Source organism: Pseudomonas sp. GW460-12-10-14-TSB1, from assembly GCF_017349775.1.
Taxonomy (GTDB): Bacteria; Pseudomonadota; Gammaproteobacteria; order Pseudomonadales; family Pseudomonadaceae; genus Aquipseudomonas; species Aquipseudomonas piscium.
Genome location: NZ_JACNAC010000038.1, coordinates 40,059 through 64,307 on the forward strand (window position 1 = coordinate 40,059; position 24,249 = coordinate 64,307).

Genomic DNA, 24,249 nt, shown 5'->3' on the forward strand with positions numbered 1-24,249 from the left:
GTTGTTTGCACTGCTGAATAATTCGCTACAAAAAAGCCACCACCCCACCCTCGCCTCGCATCCGGCCGGCAACCCTCGGCAAACCGGGCATATCACCCTGCACATCGTCCTGAACCCGGCCAAACAGCCCGGCCTTGAGCGGGGCGAACAGCTTCAAGCCTGCCTAGACTTCAGGACACGCCAGGATGGCGGGTGCTCTCGCACCTCTTTCGCTCACGGATGAAGCAGTAAGCGGCATGAGCCCACGGCAAAAAGTCCTGATCGTCGATGACGATCCAGGCGTTCGCGAATATCTGGAAATCAGCCTTGGCCGGATGCAACGCCATACCCGCAGCGCCCGCACCCTGGGCGAAGCGCGTCACTGGCTGGCCCGGGAAGGCTTCGACCTGTGCCTGAGCGACCTGCATCTGCCCGACGGCACTGGGCTGGAATTACTCGAGCATATCCAGCACCGTCGGCTGCGAATGCCGTTGGCGATACTCAGCACCTGCGCCCGCCAGGAAACCGCGGTCCAGGCCCTGAAGGCCGGTGCCATCGACTTCCTGAGCAAACCCGTGGTCCTGGCCCGCTTGCGCGAACTGCTGAACAGCGCCCTGCCCGGATCGACACCAGCGCCCCCTGCTACCGGCCCCTTGCTCGGCGATTCGGCCGCCATGCACAAACTGCGCGAGCAGATCGGCAAGCTGGCCCAGAGTCAGGCCTCGGTCTATATCAGCGGTGAGTCCGGCAGCGGCAAGGAATTGGTCGCCCGTGCCATCCACGACCAGGGGCCACGGGCCAACCGCGCCTTCGTGCCGGTCAACTGCGGGGCCATTCCGCCGGAACTGATGGAGAGCGAGTTTTTCGGCCATCGCAAAGGCAGCTTCAGCGGTGCCATCGAAGACAAGCCCGGCCTGTTCCAGGCGGCACACGGCGGCACCCTGTTTCTCGATGAGGTGGCCGATCTGCCGCTGGCGATGCAGGTCAAATTGCTCCGTGCGCTCCAGGAGAAGGCCGTGCGCTGTGTCGGCGGGCAGCAGGAAGTCCAGGTCGATGCGCGCATTCTCTGCGCCACCCACAAGGCATTGCAGGCGGAAGTGCATGCCGGGCGCTTTCGCCAGGACCTCTACTACCGCCTGAACGTGATCGAACTGCCGGTGCCACCGCTACGGGCACGCAAGGACGATATCGAGCCCTTGGCCACAGCCATCCTCGAACGCCTGGCGCAGGGCGACGGCCAACCGCTGGCACGGCTTCAGCCAAGCGCGCTGCTGGCACTCCAGGGTTACGACTTTCCCGGCAACGTGCGCGAACTGGAGAACCTGCTCGAACGGGCGCACACCCTGTGCGCGAGCCGGAAGATCGACGTGCAGGATCTGCGCATGACACCAAATAGCACCCACCCAGCCATCGCGCCCGACCCGGCCCAGGTGATCGACCTTGAAGACCATCTGCAAGAAATCGAGCGCCGGCTGATCCTCCAGGCCCTGGAGCACACCCGCTGGAACCGCACGGCGGCGGCCCAGCGTTTGAGTCTGTCGTTTCGTTCGATGCGCTACAGGCTGAAGAAACTCGGCCTGGATTAGATCCGTCCGCCAGGCGCATAAGGCGCCGGATCGATGATCGGCTCCTGGCCTAGCATCAGGTTGGCAAACAATTGGCAGGACGCCGGCGCCAGGACCAGACCGTTGCGGTAATGCCCGCAGTTCAACCACAACCCCGCCAGCCCCGGCACCGGGCCGATATAAGGAATGCCCTCGGGCGAGCCCGGACGCAGCCCCGCCCAGTGCCCCACCACCTCGGCCTGCGCCAGCGCCGGGATCAGTTCGATGGCCGACGCCTTCAGGCTTTCCAGGGCCGAGGAGGTCGGGGTCTTGTCGAAGCCTTCGTGCTCCAGGGTGCTGCCGATCAGGATGTGGCCGTCGCGCCGGGGAATCGCATAACGTCCCTTGGCCAGGACCATGCAGGACAGAAAGTCCGAGGCGCACTTGTAGAGGATCATCTGGCCTTTGACCGGCTCCACCGGCAACACCAGACCGAGGCTCTTGAGCAATTCGCCGCTCCAGGCCCCTGCCGCCAGCACCACCTGATCGCCACGGATTTCGCCCAGGGAGGTCTGCACCCCGAGGACCCGCTCCCCTTCGCGGATAAACCCGCTGACTTCGCACTGCTCGTGAATGGTCACCGCCGGCAGGGCCGCCAGGGCGGCCTTCAGCGATTTGACCAGGCGCGGATTACGCACGTTGGCCACATCGGCCATGTAGATCGCCCGCGAAAAACCGCCGCCCAGCACCGGCACCGCGTCATGGGCCGCCGAGATATCCACAGCGCTCAATGGCCGCTGTTCGCGCTGGGCCCAGGCCAGCGCTTCGGCTTCGTCGTCGAGGTCCAGCCAATACAGGCCGGTGGTATGTACTTCAGGATCGACACCGGTCGTGGCAAACAGGCGCTCGGCCAGCTGTGGATAAAAATCCTGCGACCAATGCGCCAGCGCCGTGACCGCCGGGCTGTAGCGCCACGGGTACAGCGGCGAGACGATCCCGCCGCCGGCCCAGGAGGATTCCTGGCCGACATTCGAGCGCTCGAGCAGCACCACCTGCTGCCCGGCGGACGCCAGGTTGAACGCGGTCAGCAGGCCGATCACTCCACCGCCGACAATCACCACTTGCTGTTGCTTTGCCATAGTCCAGTCCAGGAAATAAAAACACCGGGCGCCACCCGCACCCGAGAAGGTTGCTCAGCGTCCCCAGCAGTCTTTGCTGGTCACCCCGTCGGCCAGATTGTTGTTGCCCATGGCACCGGTGTGACTGAGGGTGAACTCGCCGCACTTGTCGCCGGCCATCATGCTCTCGCTTTTCGGCGTCGCGGTCAGGGTGAAGCTCTGGTCGGCCAGGACTGGTGTGATGCTGTAGTCATCGTTGCCGGCGCTGAGACCCGGAGCGTTGCTGTAGACACCGCCCTTGGAATGAAAGCGCTCGAGGCTCTGCGCCTGTTCCGACAGCAGGCCGGCAATCTGCGTGCGGTGGGTTTTCTTCACGTACTCGGTGATGCTGGGAAGGCTCAGGGTGACGACGAGCCCGATGATCGCAATCACGATCATGATTTCGATCAGGGTAAAACCTTGGTTGGATCTACGCATGCCTCACTCTCACTTACTGTATTTGTCGCCACATGATGCGGCGGCTGCCACCGCCCGGTTTCTCGACCAGGGAGGCAATACCGCCGCCGGAATTGCTGACAATTTTGCGGGTAGCGCGGTTAAGCACAGCGCTCAACGCAGGAATGCCGCCGGTAAAGATGACACCGCTGGAAGGCGTGTCCAGGCCATCGACCACTTCGTCACCGTTGGTGTCGAGCACCGCGTCATCGAGCATCTTACCGCTGAATGCGTCCAGCTCGACCAATTTGCCGTTGCCCGCGCTGGAACAAGGATCACCCGCCTCGACAGCAGCGGAGCTGAAGACAATGCGACCCGCCACCAGCGTGGCCGGGTTGATGACCCGCTCACCGCTCGACGCCTCTCCCAGCGGCAGGTACCAGCCCATCTCGGTCGGATAACTGACGTCCGCCCTGGTGCTGGTGATATAGGAACCCGCACTGCCGGCAAACAGCCCGGTGATCGCCTGCGCCTGCAGATCAGCCACAGTGATCCGGCCCTCCCCGCCCGGGGCATCCCAGACCGCGTAGAAGCCCTGGGCATCCTTGTTGCGCTTGTCGGCCAGTTCGCTGAGTTTGCCGGTGCCGAACAGCACCAGCTTGCCGCCCTCGGGATGATCCACCAGTAACGGCTGCGCCGTGATCGGCTGAGTCGCGCCACCCGGAGCGCTGAATAACGGAGCGCCGCCAAAGGCCAGCCCCCAACTGTCCGGCGCCGGACCGCTCAAATCGAACTTCCACAGATGGCCCTGGAGATCGCCACCATAAGCCGCCTGGACCACATTCTGGCTGTCCACCCGCAACTTCACCGAGGACAAGCCGTTCTCCTGCCCATTGCCGTCGACCAGGATTTTCCTGATCAGCGAGCCGTCGCGAATATCCACCACATACAAGGCGGCCACCCCAGAATGGCTGCCATAGCCATTGCCGATGAAGGCCGCCCAGCGCCCGTCGGCCAAGCGTGCCACTTCCGGGCGAGCGTAGGCATAACCCAGATCATTGAATGGGTGGCTGATATCGGCTACCCCAGGCGCGGCGATTTCCCACAGCGCCTGGGGCGTATTGCCGGCCTGGCCATACAGCTGCACCGCGTAAAACACCTTGCCGCCGGCCCCCGTGCCCGCCAGCGCCAGGGTTGCCCAGGCCGTGTCGAGCTGGGCATCGAATACCGCCACCGGACCATCGGCCAGGAACCGATGACGATCGCCATTGGCATAACCGGGATCGGCGATGTGATGCAGCAGCGGCAAGGCACTGGAGGGCATATAGGCGTAGCGGCGCCGGCCATTCTCCGGGTCGATCAGCGAAAGCAGGCCGTCATTGGCGTTGACCAGCAGACTCGAGGTCATGCCTTGGGCCTTGCTCGCCAGGTAGGCGCTGTAGCCGCTGTCGCCCTGCAGATCGGCGGCGTCCTGCGCGGCCGGCGCCGCCATGACCAGCGGCGAGTTGACGATGTCCCCCAGCAGGTGGGTACGCACCTTGAGCCCAGCCCGGTTAACCCCCTGGCTCCAGGCCAATAGATCGGCCGTGGTTATGCCGGGTGGCAGGTTCTGGGCAAGCGCGGCCTGCTGCGCGCCGGATAGTTGGTCATCGCGCAAGGCAACGGCGGCCCGGGTGGCGCTGTTCCAGGTCTGGAAGATCCCCGGCGACACACCGGGGACCAGGGTCGAGTCCGTGCTCCATAGCGGCGTACCGGTATCGATCGAACCGGCTGGGCTGATGCCGTATGCCCTGATGGTGCCGTGCCAATCGACGGGGTCATAAGACGCCTGGAAATAACTCGAACCGCTGGCCAGCCCGGCGGCACCGGCCGAGGCACTGCCTGCCTGGGCCGCGGAAGCCGAAACCTCGCCCAGGGCCGAGGCTAGTGCGACATCGAGCCCAGCCTTGTCAGTCACCGGATAGAACTTGCCCCGGCCATAGTTCGCCGCATCCACCAGCATCGGGTACTGCGCGTTGAGACCGATGGTGTAGGTGTTCATGTGCTGTTGCGCGAAACCCGCTGAATCCCAGCTTTTACCTGCGATATCCAGGCCTGCTGCGCGCATATCGATATCCACCGCCAGCTTGGCGATGTCATCCAGATACAGGCTGCTGCCCTCCTCGTTGCCTCCGGGATCAATGCCGTCATTGGACACCCCGTCCCAATCGGGCAGGCGGGCTGCCCCCTGGGGTTCACGGGAGGGAAAACTGTGGTCGTAACTGGGCAAGCCATCGGTCACCACCAGGCCGTAGTTGCGCTGACAGCGGTACTGGATCGGGCTGCCATAGGTGGACGGCGTGCTGTTGTAGTAAGGCGTCAAGCCACGAAAATAACGACTGATCTCGTAATAGGTTTCCGCCAGCGGCGCCTCGGCGGAGGCCCTGAGCCCGCCGATAGCGGACAGCAATGCCTGGTAGTTGCTGTCGGCCTGAGCCTGGCTGACCTGATCGCCGACCGGTGCCAGATCGCTGATGGCGCGCACGATACGCCCACCCGGCGCCAAATCGCCGCCCGTTGGCGGGTTGAAGCTCGCCAGGCCGATGCGCAGCGCACGGTTGTCAGCCACCAACCTGCTGGCGGACTCACGAACCAGGGTCATCCGGTCCTGAGCGGGAATAGAACCATCGGTGAAATCCCGGTCGCGGCCGTCGGCCAGGGCAAGCAGATAGGCCAGGTACGCGGCCGAATAACGAGTGCTGCCGCGCCCCGCCGGATCGGGCAGTTTGAGGCACAGCGGCCGGGCATTGTCGCGGTAGAACCCGACATAACCGCTGGCGCAGCCCGCCTGGCTCAATGTTGAAAGGGCAATCGAATCCGCGCTCGGACTGGCACCGGCCAGGCACTCGCCCGCCTGCATCCGGCAGGGCCGGACCGGCGCCCGCGCCAGCCCGGGATCGAAGCCCGGGGCATAGACAATGCTGTTCATGCTCTGCGAATCGTCGAGCAGCAGCATCACATTCGGCGCCACCGCCGCCGCATTCGCCAAGGGCGCCTGGGCCGGGGTGAAGCCATAGGCTGGAGCACTCAGATACAGGCTCAGTAAAGCGCCAGTCAGCAATCCTCTAGGCCTTTCAGTACTTGGCATAGATGCTCTCCAGCACGCTGCGCGAGTGGCCGGCCAACCCGACGGCAGTCACCCGGTACAGGGTCGCCGAAGTGTTGCTCGGCACATTGACCGCCCCCAGCGTCGTGCCGATGTTCTGCACACCGTAAAAGCCGTTAGCGGTAGCGATCCAGGTCACACCCGAATGGCTGTTGTGGCCTGCTGCGCTAATTAGCGCGGATTCGCCCGGTGGCGTGCACTGGCCGCCGGTACAGACCGGCAACGAATAGCTGTCCTGCTGCACCGCGCTCTCGCCAATGCGCAGGGCCATCTCCGCCGCCTGGAACGACTGATTGCGCAGCCACAGGCCGCCGGACATCTTTTCCTGCAAGGTGGCGTTCTGCATCGACGAGATGCCGATCAAGGTCAGCAGCAACAGAAACACCAGGCTCATCAGCAGCGCCATGCCGCGCTGCCCCTTCGGAGACGTTCGATACGAAATCATCGGCAACTCACTCACAACAGGCGATTGCGCAAGGCGGCCACCACGTTGAACGTCTGCGGCCGCACGCGCGCCTGGGGATCGCTCAGGGTCAGGCTCAAACGCACGCTGCGGATCCGCGCCGGGTCGCCTGGATCGCGGCTGTAGCGGGAGGCCGCGACATCGGTGGCGGTACTGGCGATGCCGAACGACACATCGAAAGCGCTGACATTGTTCACCAGCACCGCCTGACTGGAGCCGGTGCCGGTACCCATCAGCAGTTGATCGTTCTTCAGGCTGTACACCAGGCGCCGCACCGCAAACGCCTGCTGCCCCGAGGGGGCCTTGCGGGCTCCGGTGTAGGCGGTGGCGCTGTTGCGACAATCGGTCAGCACGGTCCAGGTCGGGGCGCCACCGCTGTCGCCGATATCGGTCGTGACCAGCGTCAGCCGGTGGTTGGCGTTGTCCCAGCGGATCGGTGTTTGTGCATGGTCGGCGAAGTCCGAGGCAGTGCTGGAATCGGCGATGTTCTGCAGGCAACCGAACATACCGACCATGCGTATTTCCTGGAGCATCTTGCTCAGCACAAAACGCGCGTCCTCTTGCAGGCCGGCCGAAGCGTTCTGGCTGAGGTAGGTGTTTTTGGCCGAGATGAAAATCTGCGTCACGCCCAAGGCCACGATCAGGCTCAACGCCAGCGCCACCAGCATTTCGATCAGGCCGAAACCTCTGCTCCCGTACCTCATTGCTTGCCCCCCGGATCCACCGCCACCCGACTGCTCAAGACAAAACTGCGGGAGCCCTCAGCAGGCTCGGCAGAGGCATGGGCGGCGCGGGAGTCATCCCAGGTGATGCTGATGGTGAACACACCCTGCTTGAGGCTGATATGGCCCTCGGCGGTCGGCCCGCCAAAGCTCTCGATATTGCGCTTGAAGTCATAGAGGTCCTGGTCCCGAACCACGCTGAAATTGCCGGTATCGGGTGCCGCCACGCTGTAGTCCGCGGCGCTGTTGGCGCGGATGCGATCGAGCATGTCATAGGCAATGAAGCTGGCCTGGCTGGTCATCAATGCACTGTCGGTGTAGCGCAGGGCATTGAGCTGGACAGCCGCCGCACCGAGCAGGCCCACGCCGAGAATCAGCACCGCCACCAGCACCTCGATCAACGTCATCCCGAGCTGCCCGCTCCTGCCCGTCATTTGCACTCCCCGTTTACCGCTATCCGTCCGTTCAGGCACAGCGTGATCGTCCTGTGTTGCCCGCCCAGCACATAGGTCATGACCGGCGGGACCGCTGCCGATACGCCGCCCAGCGCGTTGAATCCGATGCTGTCGAATTCAGAGGTTAGCGTCAGCCGGGCGTCGCGACTGACCGCGGGAACAACCCGCAATACATTCATCGCCGCTCCGTCGCCTTGATAAATCGACAGCCCCCGGCTCCAGTCCGAATCCACGGCAGCCGGGCGCAGGTGAATAGGCAAGCCACGGTCGATCGCCTCCAGACGCGCGTAATTCAAGCTGCGCAGCAGTTCGCTGATGTCGCTGTCAGCCTTGGATCGCTGCGCCATCTGACTGAACGCCGGAACCACCAGGGTCAACAAAACCGCCGAAACTGCCAGGGCGACCAGCAATTCGATCAGCGTGAACCCCTCTGTGCGGTAACGCATGCCATCCCCTTGAGCGGCCAGCGGCTATAACTGGCTCTAGCACTTCGAACCTTCATAGACCGAGGGTTCGCGGTTTTGCTCAATGGCCGGACAAGGATTGTCCGGACCTGTCGCGCTCCATGGAGGGAGAACCATGCTGCAGAAGGGTTTCGGCCTGATCGAAATAATCGTCGGCCTGGCGCTCGCCAGCCTGCTGATGCTGTTTGCCACCACCTCATTCGGGGAGCTGTTCCAGTCGACACGCCGGCTGGATGCCGCACAGATGCTTGCCAGCGGCATACGCAATGCGCGCACCGAAGCCATCCTGCGTCAGCAGCAGACGGTCATTCACGGGGTGAACGACGACTGGAGCCAAGGCTGGCGGATCATTCTGGATATCAGTGGCGAGGGTTCGCAGGACAGCGATAACCCGGTGCTGCTTGAACGCCGGGGGGACGCCCGGGTGGCGATTGTCGGCAATCGCCCGGTGCAGCATTTCGTGCGCTTCAGTGGCCTGGGCGATCCACAGCTGCCCAGCGGCGCCTTTCAGGCCGGGACGCTGCACATCTGCGGGGCCGATCCGGGAACGAGCCAGCACCAGGTGGTGCTTTCCCGCAGTGGACGGGTCAGCCTGCGCAGCGACAGGGCTGCACAGACGTTATGCGACAGGCGGGACTGATCAGAGCAGCGAACGAACGCGCAGCTCTTTGGGCATGGAGAAGGTGATGTTTTCTTCACGACCGGCCAGTTCGTCGGCGCCGGTGGCGCCCCAGGCGTGCAATTGCTCGATCACGCCACGCACCAGCACCTCGGGAGCCGAAGCCCCGGCGGTGATACCGATGCGCTCGACGCCGTCGAACCAACTGCGCTGCATATCCTCGGCACCGTCGATCAGGTACGCCGGCGTGGCCATGCGCTCGGCCAGCTCACGCAGGCGGTTGGAGTTGGAGCTGTTCGGGCTGCCCACCACCAGCACCACATCGCACTCGTCGGCCAGTTGCTTGACCGCGTCCTGACGGTTCTGCGTGGCGTAGCAGATATCGTCCTTGCGTGGCCCGCCAATGGCCGGGAAACGCTCGCGCAGGGCATCGATGACCCGGCTGGTGTCGTCCATCGACAAGGTGGTCTGGGTCACGAACGCCAGCTTTTCAGGATTGCGCACCTGCAGGTTGGCGACGTCTTTCTCGTCTTCCACCAGGTAGATCGCGCCGCCATTGCTGGCGTCGTACTGACCCATGGTGCCTTCGACTTCCGGGTGGCCGGCATGGCCGATCAGGATGCATTCGCGACCGTCGCGGCTGTAGCGCGCCACTTCGATATGCACCTTGGTCACCAGCGGGCAGGTCGCGTCGAAGACTTTCAGGCCACGGCCCGCCGCTTCGCTGCGCACGGCCTGGGAAACGCCGTGGGCGCTGAAGATCACGATGACGTCATCCGGCACCTGGTCCAGCTCCTCGACAAAGATCGCTCCGCGAGCGCGCAGGTCTTCGACGACAAATTTGTTGTGCACCACTTCATGACGCACGTAGATCGGCGGCCCGAAGACCTCCAGGGCGCGATTGACGATTTCGATCGCGCGGTCCACGCCAGCGCAGAAGCCACGGGGGTTGGCGAGTTTGATTTGCATGCTGTGCCTCGTGTCTTGCGGGCAAGGAATATTCGGTGCAACCGCTTCGCGATTGCTCGCACGCCAGCTCGCGCCTACAGCAACCCTGTGGAGACTGTAGACGCGAGCCGGCTGGCGATGCCTTTAAAGCGCTTTAACGTCGATGATCTCGACATCAAAGGTCAAGGTTTTACCGGCCAACGGATGGTTGAAGTCAACCGTCACCTGGACGTCGTCGAAGGCTTTGACCACACCTGGCAGCTCGGTATTGGCCGCATCGTTGAAGATCACCAGCAGGCCTTCGGACAGCTCCATATCCTGGAACTGCGAACGCGGGATGATCTGCACGTTTTGCGGGTTCGGCTGGCCAAAGGCGTTTTCCGGCTCGATGGTCAGGTTACGCTTGTCGCCCGCCTTGAAACCGAACAGGGCCGCTTCAAAACCTGGCAACAGGTTGCCGTCACCGACCTTGAAGGTCGCCGGGGCCTTGTCGAAGGTGCTGTCCACCGTGTCGCCGTTCTCCAGGCGCAATGCGAAATGCAAAGTGACTTCCGTGTTCTGGCCGATGCGTTGTTCAGCCAATACCTGTTCAGTCATGAACGGCTTCTCCGGTTTTCTTGCTTTTGAACATATCCAGCGCAAGCATCACCGCACCCACGCTGATGGCGCTGTCGGCAAAGTTGAACGCCGGGAAATACCAGCGGTTCTGCCAATGCACCAGGATGAAATCGATCACATGGCCCAGGGCGATGCGGTCATACAGGTTGCCCAGCGCGCCACCCAGCACCAGTGCCAGGGCGACCGCCAGCCAGGTTTCGTTGCGCCCCAGGCGCTTGAGCCAGACCACCAGCACAGCGCTGACCACCACCGCGATCAGGGCGAACAACCAGCGCTGCCAGCCCGAGCTGTCCGCCAGGAAGCTGAACGCCGCACCGGTGTTGTAGGCCAGGGTCCAGCTGAAGTAATCCGGGATCACCACGATCTGCTGGTACATCGACAGCGAGCTTTCGAAGTGCAGCTTGCTGGCCTGGTCGATGACCAGCACCAGCACGCTTAACCACAGCCAGCCCAGACGGCCGAAACGGCCCGCGGCATTAGGCATAGTGACGAACCTCGCCTTCGCCGCTGATGTTGTCGACGCAGCGACCGCAGATTTCCGGGTGCTCAGGGTGCACGCCGACATCTTCACGGCAGTGCCAGCAACGGGCGCACTTGGCGAAGCCCGACTTGACCACTTTCAGCTTGAGGCCGGCGACTTCGGTTTCCACCGCATCCGCCGGAGCCTGCACGAAAGGCGCGACGCTGGCGGTGGAGGTGATCAGCACGAAGCGCAGCTCGTTGCTCAGCTTGGCCAGGTCGGCGCTCAGCGCGTCTTCGGCATACAGGGTCACTTCGGCTTGCAGGTTGCCACCGACGGCCTTGGCCGCGCGCTGGATCTCCATTTCCTTGTTGACCGCGACCTTGACCGCCATGATCCGCTCCCAGTAGGCACGGTCCAGCTCGAAGCCTTCCGGCAGCTCGCTGAGGCCCTGGTACCAGGTGTTGAGCATTACCGACTCGTTGCGCTCGCCCGGCAGGTACTGCCACAGCTCGTCGGCGGTGAAGGCGAGGATCGGCGCGATCCAGCGCACCAGCGCTTCGGAGATGTGGAACAGCGCGGTCTGGCACGAACGACGAGCCTTGCTGTTGGCGCCAGTGGTGTACTGGCGGTCCTTGATGATGTCCAGGTAGAAACCGCCCAGCTCCTGCACGCAGAAGTTGTGCACCTTGGAGTAGACGTTCCAGAAGCGGTATTCGCCGTAGTGCAGCTCCAGCTCGCGCTGCAGCAGCAGGGTACGGTCCACGGCCCAACGGTCCAGCGCGAGCATTTCCTCGGCCGGCAGGATATCGGTGGCCGGGTTGAAGCCGCTCAGGTTGGAAAGCAGGAAGCGCGCGGTGTTGCGGATACGCCGGTAGGCGTCGGCGCTGCGCTGCAGGATCTGATCGGAAACCGCCATTTCACCGGAGTAGTCGGTGGCCGAGACCCACAGGCGCATGATGTCGGCACCCAGGGTGTCGTTGACCTTCTGCGGCGCGATCACGTTGCCCAGGGACTTGGACATCTTGCGGCCGTTCTCGTCGACGGTGAAACCGTGGGTCAGCAGTTCGCGGTACGGCGCATTGCCATCGATCGCGCAGCCGGTCAGCAGGGACGAGTGGAACCAGCCGCGGTGCTGGTCGGAACCTTCCAGGTACAGGTCGGCACGCGGACCGCTGGCGTGGCCCATCGGGTGCGAGCCGCGCAGTACGTGCCAGTGCGTGGTACCGGAGTCGAACCAGACGTCCAGGGTGTCGCTGATCTTGTCGTATTGCGAGGCTTCATCGCCGAGCAACTCGGCCGCGTCCATCTTGAACCAGGCTTCGATGCCTTCGTGCTCGACACGCTTGGCAACGATTTCCATCAGCTCGACGGTGCGTGGGTGCAGGTCGCCGCTTTCCTTGTGCAGGAAGAACGGGATCGGCACGCCCCAGTTGCGCTGACGGGAGATGCACCAGTCCGGACGGTTGGCGATCATCGAATGCAGGCGCGCCTGGCCCCAGGCCGGAACGAACTGAGTCTCTTCGATGGCCTGCAACGCGCGCTGGCGCAGGGTGTTGCCGCTGGTTGGCTGCTTGTCCATGCCGACGAACCACTGCGCGGTGGCGCGGTAGATCAGCGGGGTCTTGTGGCGCCAGCAGTGCATGTAGCTGTGGCTGATGGTTTCGGTGTGCAGCAGCGCACCGACTTCAGTCAGCTTGTCGACGATGGCCGGGTTGGCCTTCCAGATGAACTGGCCGCCGAAGAACTCCAGCGAGCTGGCGTACACGCCATTGCTCTGCACTGGGTTGAGGATGTCGTCGTTGACCATGCCGTAACGCTTGCAGGTCACGAAGTCGTCTTCACCGTAGGCTGGCGACGAGTGAACCACACCGGTACCGGCGCCCAGCTCGACATATTCAGCCAGGTAGACCGGCGACAGACGATCGTAGAACGGGTGACGGAAGTTGATCAGCTCCAGCGCAGAACCCGGGGCGGTGGCGATGACCGAGCCTTCCAGGTTGTAGCGGGCCAGGCAGGATTCCACCAGCTCTTCGGCCAGGACCAGCAGCTTGTCGCCAGCATCGACCAGGGCGTAGTTGAACTCAGGGTGAACGTTCAGCGCCTGGTTGGCCGGGATGGTCCACGGAGTGGTGGTCCAGATCACGATCGAAGCCGGCTTGCTCAGCTTGGCCAGGCCAAAGGCGGCGGCCAGCTTGTCTGCGTCGGCGATCGGGAAGGCCACGTCGATGGTCGAGGACTTCTTGTCCTGGTACTCGACTTCCGCTTCAGCCAGGGCCGAGCCGCAGTCGAAACACCAGTTCACCGGTTTGAGGCCCTTGAACACGAAGCCGCCCTTGACCATTTCCGCCAGGGCACGGATTTCCCCGGCTTCGTTGGCGAAGTCCATGGTCTTGTACGGGTTGGCCCAGTCGCCCAGCACGCCCAGGCGGATGAACTCGGCTTTCTGGCCCTCGATCTGCTCGGTGGCGTAGGCGCGGCATAGCTCACGGGTCTTGTCCGAGGACAGGTTCTTGCCGTGGGTGACTTCAACCTTGTGCTCGATCGGCAGGCCGTGGCAGTCCCAGCCTGGAACATAAGGCGCGTCGAAGCCCGCCAGGGTCTTCGAGCGGATGATCATGTCCTTGAGAATCTTGTTGACCGCATGACCGATGTGAATCGAGCCGTTGGCGTAGGGCGGACCGTCGTGAAGAACGAACTTCGGACGATCCTTGCCAATTTCGCGCAACTTACCGTACAGGCCAATGCTGTCCCAGCGCTGCAGAATCTGCGGTTCGCGCTGAGGCAGGCCGGCCTTCATTGGGAAGGCGGTGTCCGGAAGGTTTAGCGTGGCTTTATAGTCGGTCATTTAAGGCTCTTCATTAGCGATTGGCGCTATGGATACGTGCAACTTCGGCACGGGCGGCGGCGACATCCGCATTGATCGCCGTCTTCAGCGCCTCCAGAGAGGCGAAACGCTGCTCTTCACGCAGCTTGTGGTGGAAAACCACCGTCAAACGCCGGTCATACAGATCGCCGGCAAAATCTAAAAGATGGACTTCCAGGTGGGCCTTGCCATCACCTGCTACCGTCGGCCGCACGCCAATGTTAGCAACGCCCGGCCAGGTCTTGCCGTCGATGTCGACATTGACCAGGTACACCCCGGACAGCGGTACACGACGGCGTTTGAGCTGCACATTGACGGTGGGCGTACCCAACTGGCGCGCCAGCTTCTGTCCATGCAGGACCCGCCCGGCGATGCGGAACGGGCGACCGAGCAGACGCTCGGCCAATACGAAATCGGCAGCCGCCAGGGCATTGCGGACCTGGGTGCTGCTGACGCGCAGGCCATCCAGTTCGACGGTCTGCGCGGCCTCGACGGTAAAACCCTGGGTGATACCGGCCTTTTGCAAAAAGTCGAAGTCACCGACCCGGTCGCAACCGAAGCGAAAATCGTCGCCGACTTCCAGGTGCTGTACACCCAGGCCGTCGACCAGGATGGTCTCGACGAATTCACTGGCGCTGAGCTTGCTCAAGCGCTGGTTGAACGCCAGGCACAAGACTCGGTCGACGCCCTCCTCGGCCAGCAGCTGCAGCTTGTCGCGCAAGCGTGCCAGGCGGGCCGGAGCGGTGTCCGGAGCAAAGAATTCGCGCGGCTGCGGCTCGAATATCACCACGCAGCTGGGCACGCCCAACTCAAGCGCACGCTCACGCAGCCGGCCCAGGATAGCCTGGTGACCACGGTGAACACCGTCGAAGTTGCCAATAGTGGCGACACAGCCCCGATGCTGGGGGCGCAGGTTGTGGAGGCCTCGGACCAGCTGCATAACGCGCTTCTTGCTCATAAAGTGGTCGATTATAACCACACCCGACGGCCGGTGACAGGCAACAGCACGCGCCAAAGTGATCGAACCGACAAAACCACTGCCTTGCCGGCGTTCAAGTGCCCCAGGACCTCAGTGCAACGCCTTGCGATTGAAGTCGCGCAGGCGGAAGCCGAGCAACGCCAGCATGCCGAAATAGGCCACCACACCTGCCACCACCAGCACGCCCAGACGCAGGAAGCGTGCAAGCATATGCCCCTGATCCCAGGCCGGCATGAACTGCATCAACCCCAACAAGACCGCCGTCATCACGCTCACCGCGACGATCAGCTTGAGGGCAAACTTGCCCCACCCCGGCTGCGGCAGGAACATCTGTTGCTTGCGCAGTTGATAGAACAGCAAACCAGCGTTGATACAGGCCCCGGCGCTGATCGCCAGCGCCAGGCCCGCATGTTTCAGCGGACCGATGAACGCCAGGTTCAGCAGTTGCGTGACGATCAAGGTGAAAATCGCGATTTTCACCGGGGTACGGATGTTCTGCTGGGCATAGAAACCCGGCGCCAACACCTTGATCACAATGATCGCGAGCAAGCCGACGGAGTACGCGACCAACGCACGCTGGGTCATCGACGCATCGAAGGCGCTGAACTGGCCGTACTGGAACAGCGATACCGTCAGTGGCTCGGCCAGAATCCCCAGCGCCAGCGCGCAAGGCAGCACCAGCATGAAGCACAGGCGCAGGCCCCAATCGAGAATCCGCGAATATTCATGCCGATCCTTGTTGGCGTATGTCTTGGCCAGCGTCGGCAACAGGATCGTGCCCAACGCTACCCCCAGAACCCCCGAAGGCAGCTCCATCAGGCGATCGGCGTAATACATCCAGGACACCGAGCCGGCCACCAGGAACGAGGCGAAGATGGTGTTGATGATCAGCGAAATCTGACTCACCGAGACTCCGAGAATGGCCGGCAGCATCTGCTTCAGCACCCGCCAGACCCCAGTGTCGCGCAGGTTCAGGCGCGGCAGCACGAGCATGCCGATCTTCTTAAGATGCGGCAGCTGATACAGCAACTGCGCCAGGCCACCCGCCAGCACCGCCCAGCCCAGGGCCATGACCGGCGGATCGAAATAAGGTGTCAGGAATACCGAGAAGACGATCATGGCGACGTTCAGCAACGTCGGCACGAACGCCGGGACCGAAAAGCGGTTCCAGGTATTGAGGATCGCCCCCGCCAGGGAGGACAACGAGATCAGCAATATATAAGGAAAGGTCACACGCAGCAGGTCAGTGGTCAGCGTGAATTTTTCCGGGGTATCGACAAAACCTGGCGCCGTCACCCAGATCACCCAGGGCGCGGCAAGGATCCCCAGCGCCGTCACCAGCGCCAGTACTAACGTCAGCAGACCGGAGACATAGGCAATAAAGGTCCGGGTCGCTTCCTCACCCTGCTGGCTTTTGTATTCCGCCAGGATAGGCACAAAGGCCTGGGAGAAGGCGCCCTCGGCAAAGATGCGGCGCAGCAGGTTGGGCAGCTTGAAGGCGATGAAGAAGGCGTCCGTCGCCATGCCGGCGCCGAACGTACGCGCAATGATGGTATCGCGCACGAACCCCAGAACCCGGGAAAGCATGGTGATAGAGCTGACAGCGGCCAACGACTTGAGCAAGTTCATGAAAAGGTTTTTTGCCTGTAGATAAACAGCAGGCGAACAATGCGCCCACTTGTGCGATACTCCGCGCCGCAACAGCACAGAGCCAAAGCTCGCGAGTTTACAGGTCAAGCGCCGGAAATAAATATCCCGCCTCTTCAGATCCAACCACTCAGCGGAACGCATCAGCTGCCCTTGACAAGCCTTCAACTCATCGGCATGATTCGCGGCCTATTTTGTTTGCTATTTCCCAAAAAGTCTTTCGAGGAGCTCGACGGTGGCCAACTCACCTTCCGCCAAAAAACGTGCAAAACAGGCTGAGAAGCGTCGCAGCCACAACGCCAGCCTGCGTTCCATGGTTCGTACCTACATCAAGAATGTAGTTAAAGCCATCGACGCAAAAGACGCTGAAAAAGCGCAAGCTGCTTATGTTCTGGCCGTGCCAGTTATCGACCGCATGGCCGATAAAGGCATCATCCACAAGAACAAAGCTGCTCGCCATAAAGGCCGCCTGAATGGCCACATCAAGGCTCTGAAGCTCGCTGCTGCAGCCTAAGCGATACGCTTGTTAAAAAACCGACCTCAGGGTCGGTTTTTTATTGCCTGCGATTTGCTGTTTTTGACTACCAAACCATTATCACAAGCAATCGAACATCGACCGGCAGCCCCTGCAGGGCATAACCACTGCAGGAGCAAACCTTGAAGACCTTTACGGGTTCTGCGTCCAAGGCAAGATCGGAATCGCCGTCACCGCATTCTGCGGACTGCCCTCGATCAGCCGATCACTGTAGACCAGGTACACCAGGGTATTGCGCTTCTTGTCGAGGAAACGCACCACCTGCATGGTCTTGAACACCAGCGAAGTGCGCTCCTTGAACACCTCTTCGCCATCCTTGAGCTCGCCCTTGAAGCTGATCGGCCCAACCTGGCGACAGGCAATGGAGGCCTCGGCGCGATCCTCCGCCAGCCCCAACCCGCCCTTCACGCCACCAGTCTTGGCGCGCGACAGGTAGCAGGTCACACCCTCCACCTTCGGATCGTCGAAGGCCTCGACCACAATACGATCGTTGGGCCCGACAAACTTGAACACCGTCGACACCTGGCCGATTTCTTCAGCAGAGACCAGCAGCGGCATCGCCAACAGCAACCCCAACAACCCTTTTGCTACGCGCATTGGTTTTTCCTTAGACCAGAATCAGGTTGTCACGGTGAACCAGCTCGGGCTCAGCCATGTACCCCAACAAACCGACGATCGCATCAGAGGACTGACCGATGATTTTTTGCGCCTCCAGGGCGCTGTAGTTGGCCAGGCCGCGGGCGATTTCACGCCCGTCCGGCGCCACGCACACCACCATTTCGCCACGACGGAAGCTGCCCTGAACCAGCTTGACGCCCACCGGCAGCAAGCTCTTGTTGCCCTGGGACAAGGCCGACACCGCTCCATCATCCAACACCAGGGTGCCACGGGTTTGCAGATGCCCAGCCAGCCATTGCTTGCGCGCCGCTAGCATGCCGCGCTCAGGCGACAGCAAGGTACCCAGACGCTCGCCCGCCTTGAGGCGATCCAGCACCCGCTCCAGGCGCCCACCGACAATAATGGTGTGCGCCCCGGAACGGGCCGCCAGGCGCGCCGCGCGCAACTTGGTCTGCATACCGCCGCGCCCCAGCGCGCCACCCGTACCGCCCGCCACCGCATCCAGCGCCGGATCGTCGGCGCGCGCCTCGTAAATCAGCTGGGCATCGGGATTGCTACGCGGGTCGGCATCGAACATGCCGTCGCGATCGGTGAGAATCACCAGCAGATCGGCCTCGACCAGGTTGGCCACCAGGGCCGCCAGGGTGTCGTTGTCGCCGAAGCGGATCTCATCGGTAACCACGGTGTCGTTTTCATTGATGACCGGAATCACCTTGAGCTCGACCAGCGCACGCAAGGTGCTGCGGGCGTTCAGGTAACGCTTGCGGTCGGACAGGTCGTCATGGGTCAGCAGGATCTGCGCGGTATGCAAGCCATGCTCGGCGAAGCTCGACTCCCAAGCCTGCACCAGGCCCATCTGGCCAATGGCCGCGGCCGCCTGCAGTTCATGCATCGCACTCGGTCGTGCGGTCCAGCCCAGGCGGCTCATGCCGGCCGCGACCGCGCCGGAGGAAACCAATACCAGCTCGACGCCAGCCTCATGCAAGGCCACCATCTGCTCGACCCAAACGCCCATTGCCGCGCGATCCAGCCCTTTGCCGTCCGCCGTCAGCAGTGCGCTGCCGATCTTCACGACCCAGCGCTGCGCACCTGTCACCTTACTCCGCATCTTCTTCAACCTTAGCTTGAGAGCCACGCGACCGAGCGCGCCCATAAGTTATTCGTGGCTACGTTTCTTGATACTAAGCTTCTTGATACTACGTTTTCTGGATACTAAAACGCCGCTCAGTGAGCGGCGCTTGTAGTTTACTGCAACGAATCAGTCGCGGACGTAAATGATTTCCGGACCATCTTCGTCATCCACATCTTCTTCGTCCCAGTCATCGTCGCCGATGTCATGCACGCTCTTCACGCCGCTGCGGCGCAGGGCACGCTGGTCGTCCAGAGCCTGCAGCTGGGCACGCGCCTCGTCCTCGATGCGCTGATCGAGCTCAGCCAATTCGTCGGCATAAGCCGGGTCGGCCGCCAGGCGATCGGCCCGATCTTCCAGATAACGCATGATGTCGCGGCTCAGGCGCTCGGTACCATCTTTGGAAATGGCCGAGATCACGTACACCGGACCGGTCCACTCCAGGCGATCGACGATCTCCTTGACCCGCGCCTCATGCTCTTCCTCGAGAATCTGGTCGCACTTGTTCAGCACCAGCCAGCGATCACGCTCAGCCAGGGACGGGCTGAACTTGGTCAGCTCGTTGACAATCACTTCCGCGGCATCGGCCGGGCTGCTTTCATCCAGCGGCGCCATATCCACGAGGTGCAGCAACAGACGGGTACGCGCCAAGTGCTTGAGGAAACGGATACCCAGGCCCGCACCATCCGAAGCGCCTTCGATCAGGCCCGGAATGTCGGCGATCACGAAGCTCTTCCAGCGATCGACACTGACCACGCCCAGGTTCGGCACCAGGGTGGTGAACGGATAGTCGGCCACTTTCGGCTTGGCCGCGGAAACCGAGCGGATAAAGGTGCTCTTACCGGCATTCGGCAAGCCCAGCAGACCAACGTCCGCCAGCACTTTCAGCTCCAGCTTGAGATCACGCTGCTCACCCGGCTTACCCGGAGTGGTCTGGCGCGGCGCACGGTTGGTACTGGATTTGAAACGGGTATTACCCAGACCGTGCCAGCCGCCCTGCACCACCAGCAAACGCTGACCGGCCTTGGTCAGGTCACCGATCACTTCCTGAGTACCGGCATCGATCACCGTGGTGCCGACCGGTACGCGCAGCTCGAGATCCTCACCCTTCTTGCCGGTGCAATCGGTACTGCCGCCATTGGAGCCGCGCTCGGCGTCGAAATGGCGGGTGTAGCGGTAGTCCACCAGGGTGTTGAGGTTTTCGTCGGCGATCATGTAGATCGAGCCGCCGTCACCACCATCACCACCGTTCGGACCACCGTTTTCGATGAATTTTTCCCGACGGAAACTCATGCAGCCATTGCCGCCGTCGCCAGCTTTTACTCGGATCGAAACTTCATCAACGAACTTCATAACAAAACGCCTCTCGCCGCACGGGCGAGCCGAAAAACACTAAGACATAAGACTCTTGCAAAAATGAGCGCAGCGACCCCGATCAACGGCCGTAACATCCAGCGCTGGCAGCCCATACAAACAGTTTTGCAAGAGACTCACCCCACAAACGAAAAAGCCCCGTCGCAAGACAGGGCTTTTCCAGCGATCGCGCAATTAAGCTGCGACAACGCTCACGTAACGACGACCGAAGGCGCCTTTTACTTCAAACTTGATCACGCCTTCGATTTTCGCGAAGAGGGTGTGATCTTTACCCATGCCAACGCCGTAGCCAGCGTGGAATTGGGTGCCGCGCTGACGCACGATGATGTTGCCGGCCTTGATGACCTGGCCGCCATACATCTTCACGCCAAGGCGTTTGGCTTCTGAGTCGCGACCGTTACGGGTACTACCACCAGCTTTTTTGTGTGCCATGAGTTCAATTCTCCTAGTGAGGAATTAGGCTGAAATTAAGCCTGAATACCGGTGATTTTGATCTCGGTGAACCACTGGCGGTGGCCCATACGCTTCATGTGGTGCTTACGGCGACGGAACTTGATGATGCGGACTTTATCGTGACGACCTTGGGAGATCACTTCAGCCTTGACGGTTGCGCCAGCAACAACAGGTGCGCCGATGTTCACGTCGTCGCCATTGGCAACCAACAGAACGCGGTCAAAAGTCACGGATTCGCCAGTGGCGATTTCCAGTTTTTCGATCTTCAGGTATTCACCTTCAGCGACCTTGTATTGCTTACCGCCGGTAACGATTACTGCGTACATGGTATTTCTCCGATAATCCTGCTCACCCAGCTCTTTATAAGAAGAGGTATTGGCTGGCATGGCTGCATGGGGCTGGAACGGCCCAAGTGCAATTGCGTAAGGCAGGTGCTGCCCAGGAAGTTCAGGGTGCGCGATTGTACGCAAGCTGTCTTGGCGATGCAAGGGGCCGTCCATCGCGCCTTGACAGCCCCGGACGTGGGTCCTAGCATGCCGCGCAACCCTTCTGGAGCACCTGTCGCTGATGCAACCCCAAGCTTTCTACCGCGCGGTGGCGGACGATTTTAGCGCCGTCGACGGCATCATCAAGAAGCAGCTGACCTCCCGAGTGCCGCTGGTATCGAAAATCGGCGACTACATTACCTCGGCCGGGGGTAAACGCCTGCGTCCTTTATTGGTGCTGCTGTGTGGCAAGGCCCTGGGTCGCGAAGGCGACGACCTGCGCCTGCTGGCCGCCACCATCGAATTCCTGCACACCGCCACCCTGCTGCATGACGACGTGGTCGACATGTCCGGCATGCGCCGTGGCCGTTCGACCGCCAACGCCATGTGGGGCAACGCCCCGAGCGTGCTGGTGGGCGACTTCCTGTACTCGCGCTCCTTCGAGATGATGGTCGAGCTGGGCTCGATGCCGGTGATGAAGATCCTTTCGCAAGCCACCCGCATCATCGCCGAAGGCGAAGTGCTGCAGCTGTCGAAAGTCCGTGACGCCAGCACCACCGAAGAAACCTACATGGAAGTCATCCGCGGCAAGACCGCGATGCTCTTCGAGGCCTCGACCCACAGCGCCGCCGCCCTGGCCGGCGCCACCGAGGAGCAGAGCGAAGCCCTGCGCACCTTCGGCGATCACCTGGGCGTGGCCTTCCAACTGGTGGACGACCTGCTCGACTACCGTGGCGACGCGGAAACCCTGGGCAAGAACGTCGGCGACGACCTGGCCGAAGGCAAGCCGACCCTGCCGCTGATCTACACCATGCGCGAAGGCACGCCGGAACAGGCGGCCCTGGTGCGCCAGGCGATCCAGAAAGGCGGTATCGAAGACCTGGAAAGCATCCGCGCTGCCGTGGAAGCCTCCGGTTCCCTGGACTACACCGCGCAACTGGCCCGCGATTATGTCGCTCGTGCCATCGCCTGCCTGGAAGCCTTGCCGCCGAGCGAATACCGCGACGCGCTGGTGGAACTGAGCGAATTCGCTGTAGCCCGCACCCACTAAGCTTCGACTGCACGCCAGCCCGCTCCTGCCCTGCGCAGGAGCGGGCTGGCTCGCGGTGCTTTCTCGCCCAATCCCCCGCGATACCCCTTCCCCGCGCAAAACCCTATATAATGTGCGCTTTTTAGCCTTCCTGAATCCGAGGAGCCTTAGTGAGCACGTTGCCACCCTGCCCGAAATGCAATTCCGAATACACCTATGAAGACGGCGCCCAACTGGTCTGCCCGGAATGCGCCCACGAATGGTCCGCCAACGGCGAAGCCGAGGCCGCATCCGATGAAACCGTGAAAAAAGACTCGGTCGGTAATGTCCTGCAAGACGGCGACACCATCACCGTGATCAAGGACCTCAAGGTCAAGGGCACCTCGCTGGTGGTCAAGGTCGGCACCAAGGTCAAGAACATCCGCCTGTGCGATGGCGACCACGACATCGACTGCAAGATCGACGGTATCGGCCCGATGAAACTCAAGTCCGAGTTCGTCCGCAAGGTCTGATATTCCGGCTATCGCCCCGTGCCAGGCACGGGGTGAAGCCCTCCCCGCTCCCGCCAAACTCCCCTCATTCCCCACCACATATCAAAAGGCCAGCCCTTTTGACCCACAACAATTTCCACACAGAAAAAAGCAGAAACCGCCAATAGGTACTTGCTATTCATTGAATAAGAATTATTCTCATTGAAACCCATCAAGGAGATGAGACTCATGACTTATTTGATCGACGCATGGCTGGACCGCCCACACCCTTACCTGCGAATCCTGCATCGGGAAACCGGGGAAGTCTGTGCGGTACTGGAAGAAGAAGCCTTGAACGAGCTGCAGGACCAGGGCGATCTTGACCTCAATGGCCTGAGTTCCAGCGAGCCGGTGGTGCTCAAGGAACTGGTGCGCAACCTGTTTCTGTTCTGCTATGCACGGGCCTTGCGCCCTGCCGGAACAGCCGAAGGGCAAGGCCTGAGCGCAAAAATACGCCTATGACCCCGCCTAACCCCTCTGCCAAGGCAAGCCTGCTCGCGATCCGTACACCGCAAACACGGCGCATGGATCGCGAGCAAGCTCAGCCCGACAGCTGAGGCTTACAGAACGTCGAGCAGCTCGACGTCAAACACCAGAACACTGTGCGGCGGGATGCTGCCCACGCCTTGCGCGCCGTAAGCCAGCTCGCTCGGCACGTACAGACGCCATTTGCTGCCGGCATTCATCAGTTGCAGCGCTTCGGTCCAGCCAGCGATCACGCCGCCGACCGGGAATTCCGCAGGCTGGCCGCGCTCGTAGGAGCTGTCGAACACAGTGCCGTCGATCAGGGTGCCGTGGTAGTGGGTACGCACGCTGTCTTCACGGGATGGCTTGGCGCCTTCGCCCTGGGTCAGCACTTCGAACTGCAGGCCGGAGGCCAGAGTGGTGATGCCTTCACGCTTGGCGTTTTCAGCCAGGAAAGCCAGGCCTGCGCCAGCAGCGGCTTCAGCCTTGGCAGCAGCTTCGGCCTGCATGATTTCGCGGATCACCTTGAAGCTGGCGGACATTTCTTCCTGGCCTACACGGCTAGGCTTGCCGGCGAACGCGTCGGTCAGGCCGGCCAGGATGGCATCCAGGCTCACGCCCGGTGGCGGGTTGTCACGCAGCTGGTCGCCCAGCTGACGGCCGATACCGTAGCTGACGCGGGTTTCGTCGGTGGACAGATTTACTTCGGACATGACACTGCTCCGCTGTGCGGACGGCTCGGAAATCCGCCGTGCGTACACAGCGCATCCCGGGACGCCCGGAACCAAAAGGGCGAGCAGACTAGCACAGATGCCACGGCGATGAACGTGCGTCCCGCCTGTCAGACCGAGCGGACGGCGAGGGGTACCCGCAGGCTGTCATCGATACCGGCCGAGAGGCCGCACATCTCATCATGCACTGAAGCGTGAATCAGGTTGAAGGGCAGCTTGGGAAAGGCATGCAGCACTTCCCGGGCATGCTCCACCGAACGCAGATGCAACATCTGACCGTGGGCGTCGCTCAATGGATAGGCTGCCCCATGCATCCGCGCCTCGAGCAGATAGATACCGCCTTCGAGGGAGATCAGGTTCAACTCGTCGATTTTTCCGGCGACGGCATAAGCATTCAACTCGTGCAGGTTCATGGGTGCACCTCGCGCAGTTCAAGC

26 protein-coding genes are annotated in these 24,249 nt (G+C 62.1%); 6 read left to right on the top strand and 20 right to left on the bottom strand.

Annotation, left to right across the window (positions count from 1 at the left end):
- Positions 1-236: 236 nt before the first annotated feature.
- Positions 237-1,565: a sigma-54 dependent transcriptional regulator gene (locus J4D52_RS20610; RefSeq protein WP_102677082.1), complete on the top strand. Its 1,329-nt coding sequence runs from the start codon at positions 237-239 to the stop codon at positions 1,563-1,565.
- Here J4D52_RS20610 and thiO read toward each other — a convergent pair.
- The 7 genes from thiO to J4D52_RS20645 are packed head-to-tail and all read right to left on the bottom strand — an operon-like array spanning position 1,562 to position 8,307.
- A complete protein-coding gene (thiO, locus tag J4D52_RS20615; RefSeq protein WP_102677083.1) occupies positions 1,562-2,662 on the bottom strand; it encodes a glycine oxidase ThiO in 1,101 nt (366 codons plus the stop codon). The genes J4D52_RS20610 and thiO overlap by 4 nt on opposite strands.
- 54 nt (positions 2,663-2,716) lie before the next feature.
- The gene (locus J4D52_RS20620) at positions 2,717-3,118 is read right to left on the bottom strand and encodes a type IV pilin protein (RefSeq protein ID WP_097305151.1); all 402 of its coding nucleotides are present in this window, start codon (positions 3,116-3,118) and stop codon (positions 2,717-2,719) included.
- 13 nt (positions 3,119-3,131) lie between these two features.
- Entirely contained in the window at positions 3,132-6,203 is a 3,072-nt protein-coding gene (locus J4D52_RS20625; protein ID WP_102677084.1) for a pilus assembly protein, read from the bottom strand.
- Positions 6,190-6,666 (bottom strand): PilX N-terminal domain-containing pilus assembly protein, encoded by a 477-nt coding sequence (locus J4D52_RS20630; RefSeq protein WP_025807538.1) that lies wholly within the window; start codon positions 6,664-6,666, stop codon positions 6,190-6,192. Before J4D52_RS20630 ends, J4D52_RS20625 begins: the two co-directional genes overlap by 14 nt.
- Positions 6,667-6,677: 11 nt before the next feature.
- Complete coding sequence (locus tag J4D52_RS20635; RefSeq protein ID WP_102677085.1) at positions 6,678-7,388, bottom strand: PilW family protein; 711 nt, start codon at positions 7,386-7,388, stop codon at positions 6,678-6,680.
- Positions 7,385-7,840: a type IV pilus modification protein PilV gene (pilV, locus tag J4D52_RS20640; RefSeq protein ID WP_025807541.1), complete on the bottom strand. Its 456-nt coding sequence runs from the start codon at positions 7,838-7,840 to the stop codon at positions 7,385-7,387. The genes J4D52_RS20635 and pilV overlap by 4 nt, the downstream gene beginning before the upstream one ends.
- The gene (locus J4D52_RS20645) at positions 7,837-8,307 is read right to left on the bottom strand and encodes a GspH/FimT family pseudopilin (RefSeq protein WP_102677086.1); all 471 of its coding nucleotides are present in this window, start codon (positions 8,305-8,307) and stop codon (positions 7,837-7,839) included. Before J4D52_RS20645 ends, pilV begins: the two co-directional genes overlap by 4 nt.
- Positions 8,308-8,440: 133 nt before the next feature.
- Here J4D52_RS20645 and J4D52_RS20650 point away from each other — a divergent pair, with 133 nt between their 5' ends.
- The gene (locus J4D52_RS20650; RefSeq protein WP_102677087.1) at positions 8,441-8,965 is read left to right on the top strand and encodes a GspH/FimT family protein; all 525 of its coding nucleotides are present in this window, start codon (positions 8,441-8,443) and stop codon (positions 8,963-8,965) included.
- Here the strand turns inward: J4D52_RS20650 and ispH are convergent, their stop codons facing one another.
- The 6 genes from ispH to murJ all read right to left on the bottom strand — a co-directional run bounded on the left by ispH (position 8,966) and on the right by murJ (position 16,444).
- Positions 8,966-9,913 carry a 4-hydroxy-3-methylbut-2-enyl diphosphate reductase gene (ispH, locus tag J4D52_RS20655; RefSeq protein ID WP_025807544.1) on the bottom strand — a complete coding sequence of 316 codons (948 nt, stop codon included), beginning with the start codon at positions 9,911-9,913 and terminating at the stop codon, positions 8,966-8,968. It abuts the gene before it with no gap.
- 123 nt (positions 9,914-10,036) lie between these two features.
- A complete protein-coding gene (gene fkpB / locus J4D52_RS20660) occupies positions 10,037-10,474 on the bottom strand; it encodes an FKBP-type peptidyl-prolyl cis-trans isomerase (protein WP_169915671.1) in 438 nt (145 codons plus the stop codon).
- A gap of 7 nt (positions 10,475-10,481) precedes the next feature.
- The gene (lspA, locus tag J4D52_RS20665) at positions 10,482-10,994 is read right to left on the bottom strand and encodes a signal peptidase II (protein WP_025807545.1); all 513 of its coding nucleotides are present in this window, start codon (positions 10,992-10,994) and stop codon (positions 10,482-10,484) included.
- Positions 10,987-13,818 carry an isoleucine--tRNA ligase gene (gene ileS / locus J4D52_RS20670; RefSeq protein ID WP_102677089.1) on the bottom strand — a complete coding sequence of 944 codons (2,832 nt, stop codon included), beginning with the start codon at positions 13,816-13,818 and terminating at the stop codon, positions 10,987-10,989. The genes lspA and ileS overlap by 8 nt, the downstream gene beginning before the upstream one ends.
- Before the next feature lie 13 nt (positions 13,819-13,831).
- Entirely contained in the window at positions 13,832-14,776 is a 945-nt protein-coding gene (gene ribF / locus J4D52_RS20675) for a bifunctional riboflavin kinase/FAD synthetase (RefSeq protein WP_025807547.1), read from the bottom strand.
- Positions 14,777-14,905: 129 nt separating this feature from the next.
- Complete coding sequence (murJ, locus tag J4D52_RS20680) at positions 14,906-16,444, bottom strand: murein biosynthesis integral membrane protein MurJ (RefSeq protein WP_025807548.1); 1,539 nt, start codon at positions 16,442-16,444, stop codon at positions 14,906-14,908.
- Positions 16,445-16,697: 253 nt separating this feature from the next.
- Between murJ and rpsT the strand changes: the two genes are divergently transcribed.
- Positions 16,698-16,976 (top strand): 30S ribosomal protein S20, encoded by a 279-nt coding sequence (gene rpsT / locus J4D52_RS20685; RefSeq protein ID WP_009050949.1) that lies wholly within the window; start codon positions 16,698-16,700, stop codon positions 16,974-16,976.
- Positions 16,977-17,129: 153 nt separating this feature from the next.
- On the opposite strand, the gene J4D52_RS20690 is transcribed toward rpsT, so the two are convergent.
- From J4D52_RS20690 to rplU, 5 genes are all read right to left on the bottom strand, one after another.
- Complete coding sequence (locus J4D52_RS20690; RefSeq protein WP_102677090.1) at positions 17,130-17,594, bottom strand: CreA family protein; 465 nt, start codon at positions 17,592-17,594, stop codon at positions 17,130-17,132.
- Between the two features lie 10 nt (positions 17,595-17,604).
- Entirely contained in the window at positions 17,605-18,723 is a 1,119-nt protein-coding gene (proB, locus tag J4D52_RS20695; protein WP_025807550.1) for a glutamate 5-kinase, read from the bottom strand.
- Between the two features lie 150 nt (positions 18,724-18,873).
- Positions 18,874-20,097 (bottom strand): Obg family GTPase CgtA, encoded by a 1,224-nt coding sequence (gene cgtA, locus J4D52_RS20700; protein ID WP_007924745.1) that lies wholly within the window; start codon positions 20,095-20,097, stop codon positions 18,874-18,876.
- Between the two features lie 195 nt (positions 20,098-20,292).
- Complete coding sequence (rpmA, locus tag J4D52_RS20705; RefSeq protein ID WP_003228360.1) at positions 20,293-20,550, bottom strand: 50S ribosomal protein L27; 258 nt, start codon at positions 20,548-20,550, stop codon at positions 20,293-20,295.
- Positions 20,551-20,585: 35 nt separating this feature from the next.
- The gene (gene rplU / locus J4D52_RS20710; protein WP_007924746.1) at positions 20,586-20,897 is read right to left on the bottom strand and encodes a 50S ribosomal protein L21; all 312 of its coding nucleotides are present in this window, start codon (positions 20,895-20,897) and stop codon (positions 20,586-20,588) included.
- Between the two features lie 241 nt (positions 20,898-21,138).
- Here rplU and J4D52_RS20715 point away from each other — a divergent pair, with 241 nt between their 5' ends.
- The 3 genes from J4D52_RS20715 (at position 21,139) to J4D52_RS20725 (ending at position 23,078) form a co-directional block, all read left to right on the top strand.
- Positions 21,139-22,107: a polyprenyl synthetase family protein gene (locus tag J4D52_RS20715; protein ID WP_009045711.1), complete on the top strand. Its 969-nt coding sequence runs from the start codon at positions 21,139-21,141 to the stop codon at positions 22,105-22,107.
- 149 nt (positions 22,108-22,256) lie between these two features.
- Positions 22,257-22,598 carry a zinc ribbon domain-containing protein YjdM gene (locus J4D52_RS20720; RefSeq protein ID WP_007924748.1) on the top strand — a complete coding sequence of 114 codons (342 nt, stop codon included), beginning with the start codon at positions 22,257-22,259 and terminating at the stop codon, positions 22,596-22,598.
- Between the two features lie 207 nt (positions 22,599-22,805).
- Entirely contained in the window at positions 22,806-23,078 is a 273-nt protein-coding gene (locus tag J4D52_RS20725) for a hypothetical protein (protein ID WP_009045712.1), read from the top strand.
- 98 nt (positions 23,079-23,176) lie between these two features.
- On the opposite strand, the gene J4D52_RS20730 is transcribed toward J4D52_RS20725, so the two are convergent.
- Positions 23,177-23,794, bottom strand: a complete 618-nt coding sequence (locus tag J4D52_RS20730) for an FKBP-type peptidyl-prolyl cis-trans isomerase (protein WP_007924751.1) — start codon at positions 23,792-23,794, stop codon at positions 23,177-23,179.
- Between the two features lie 128 nt (positions 23,795-23,922).
- The gene (locus J4D52_RS20735; RefSeq protein ID WP_102677091.1) at positions 23,923-24,225 is read right to left on the bottom strand and encodes a DUF6482 family protein; all 303 of its coding nucleotides are present in this window, start codon (positions 24,223-24,225) and stop codon (positions 23,923-23,925) included.
- Positions 24,226-24,249: the final 24 nt, after the last annotated feature.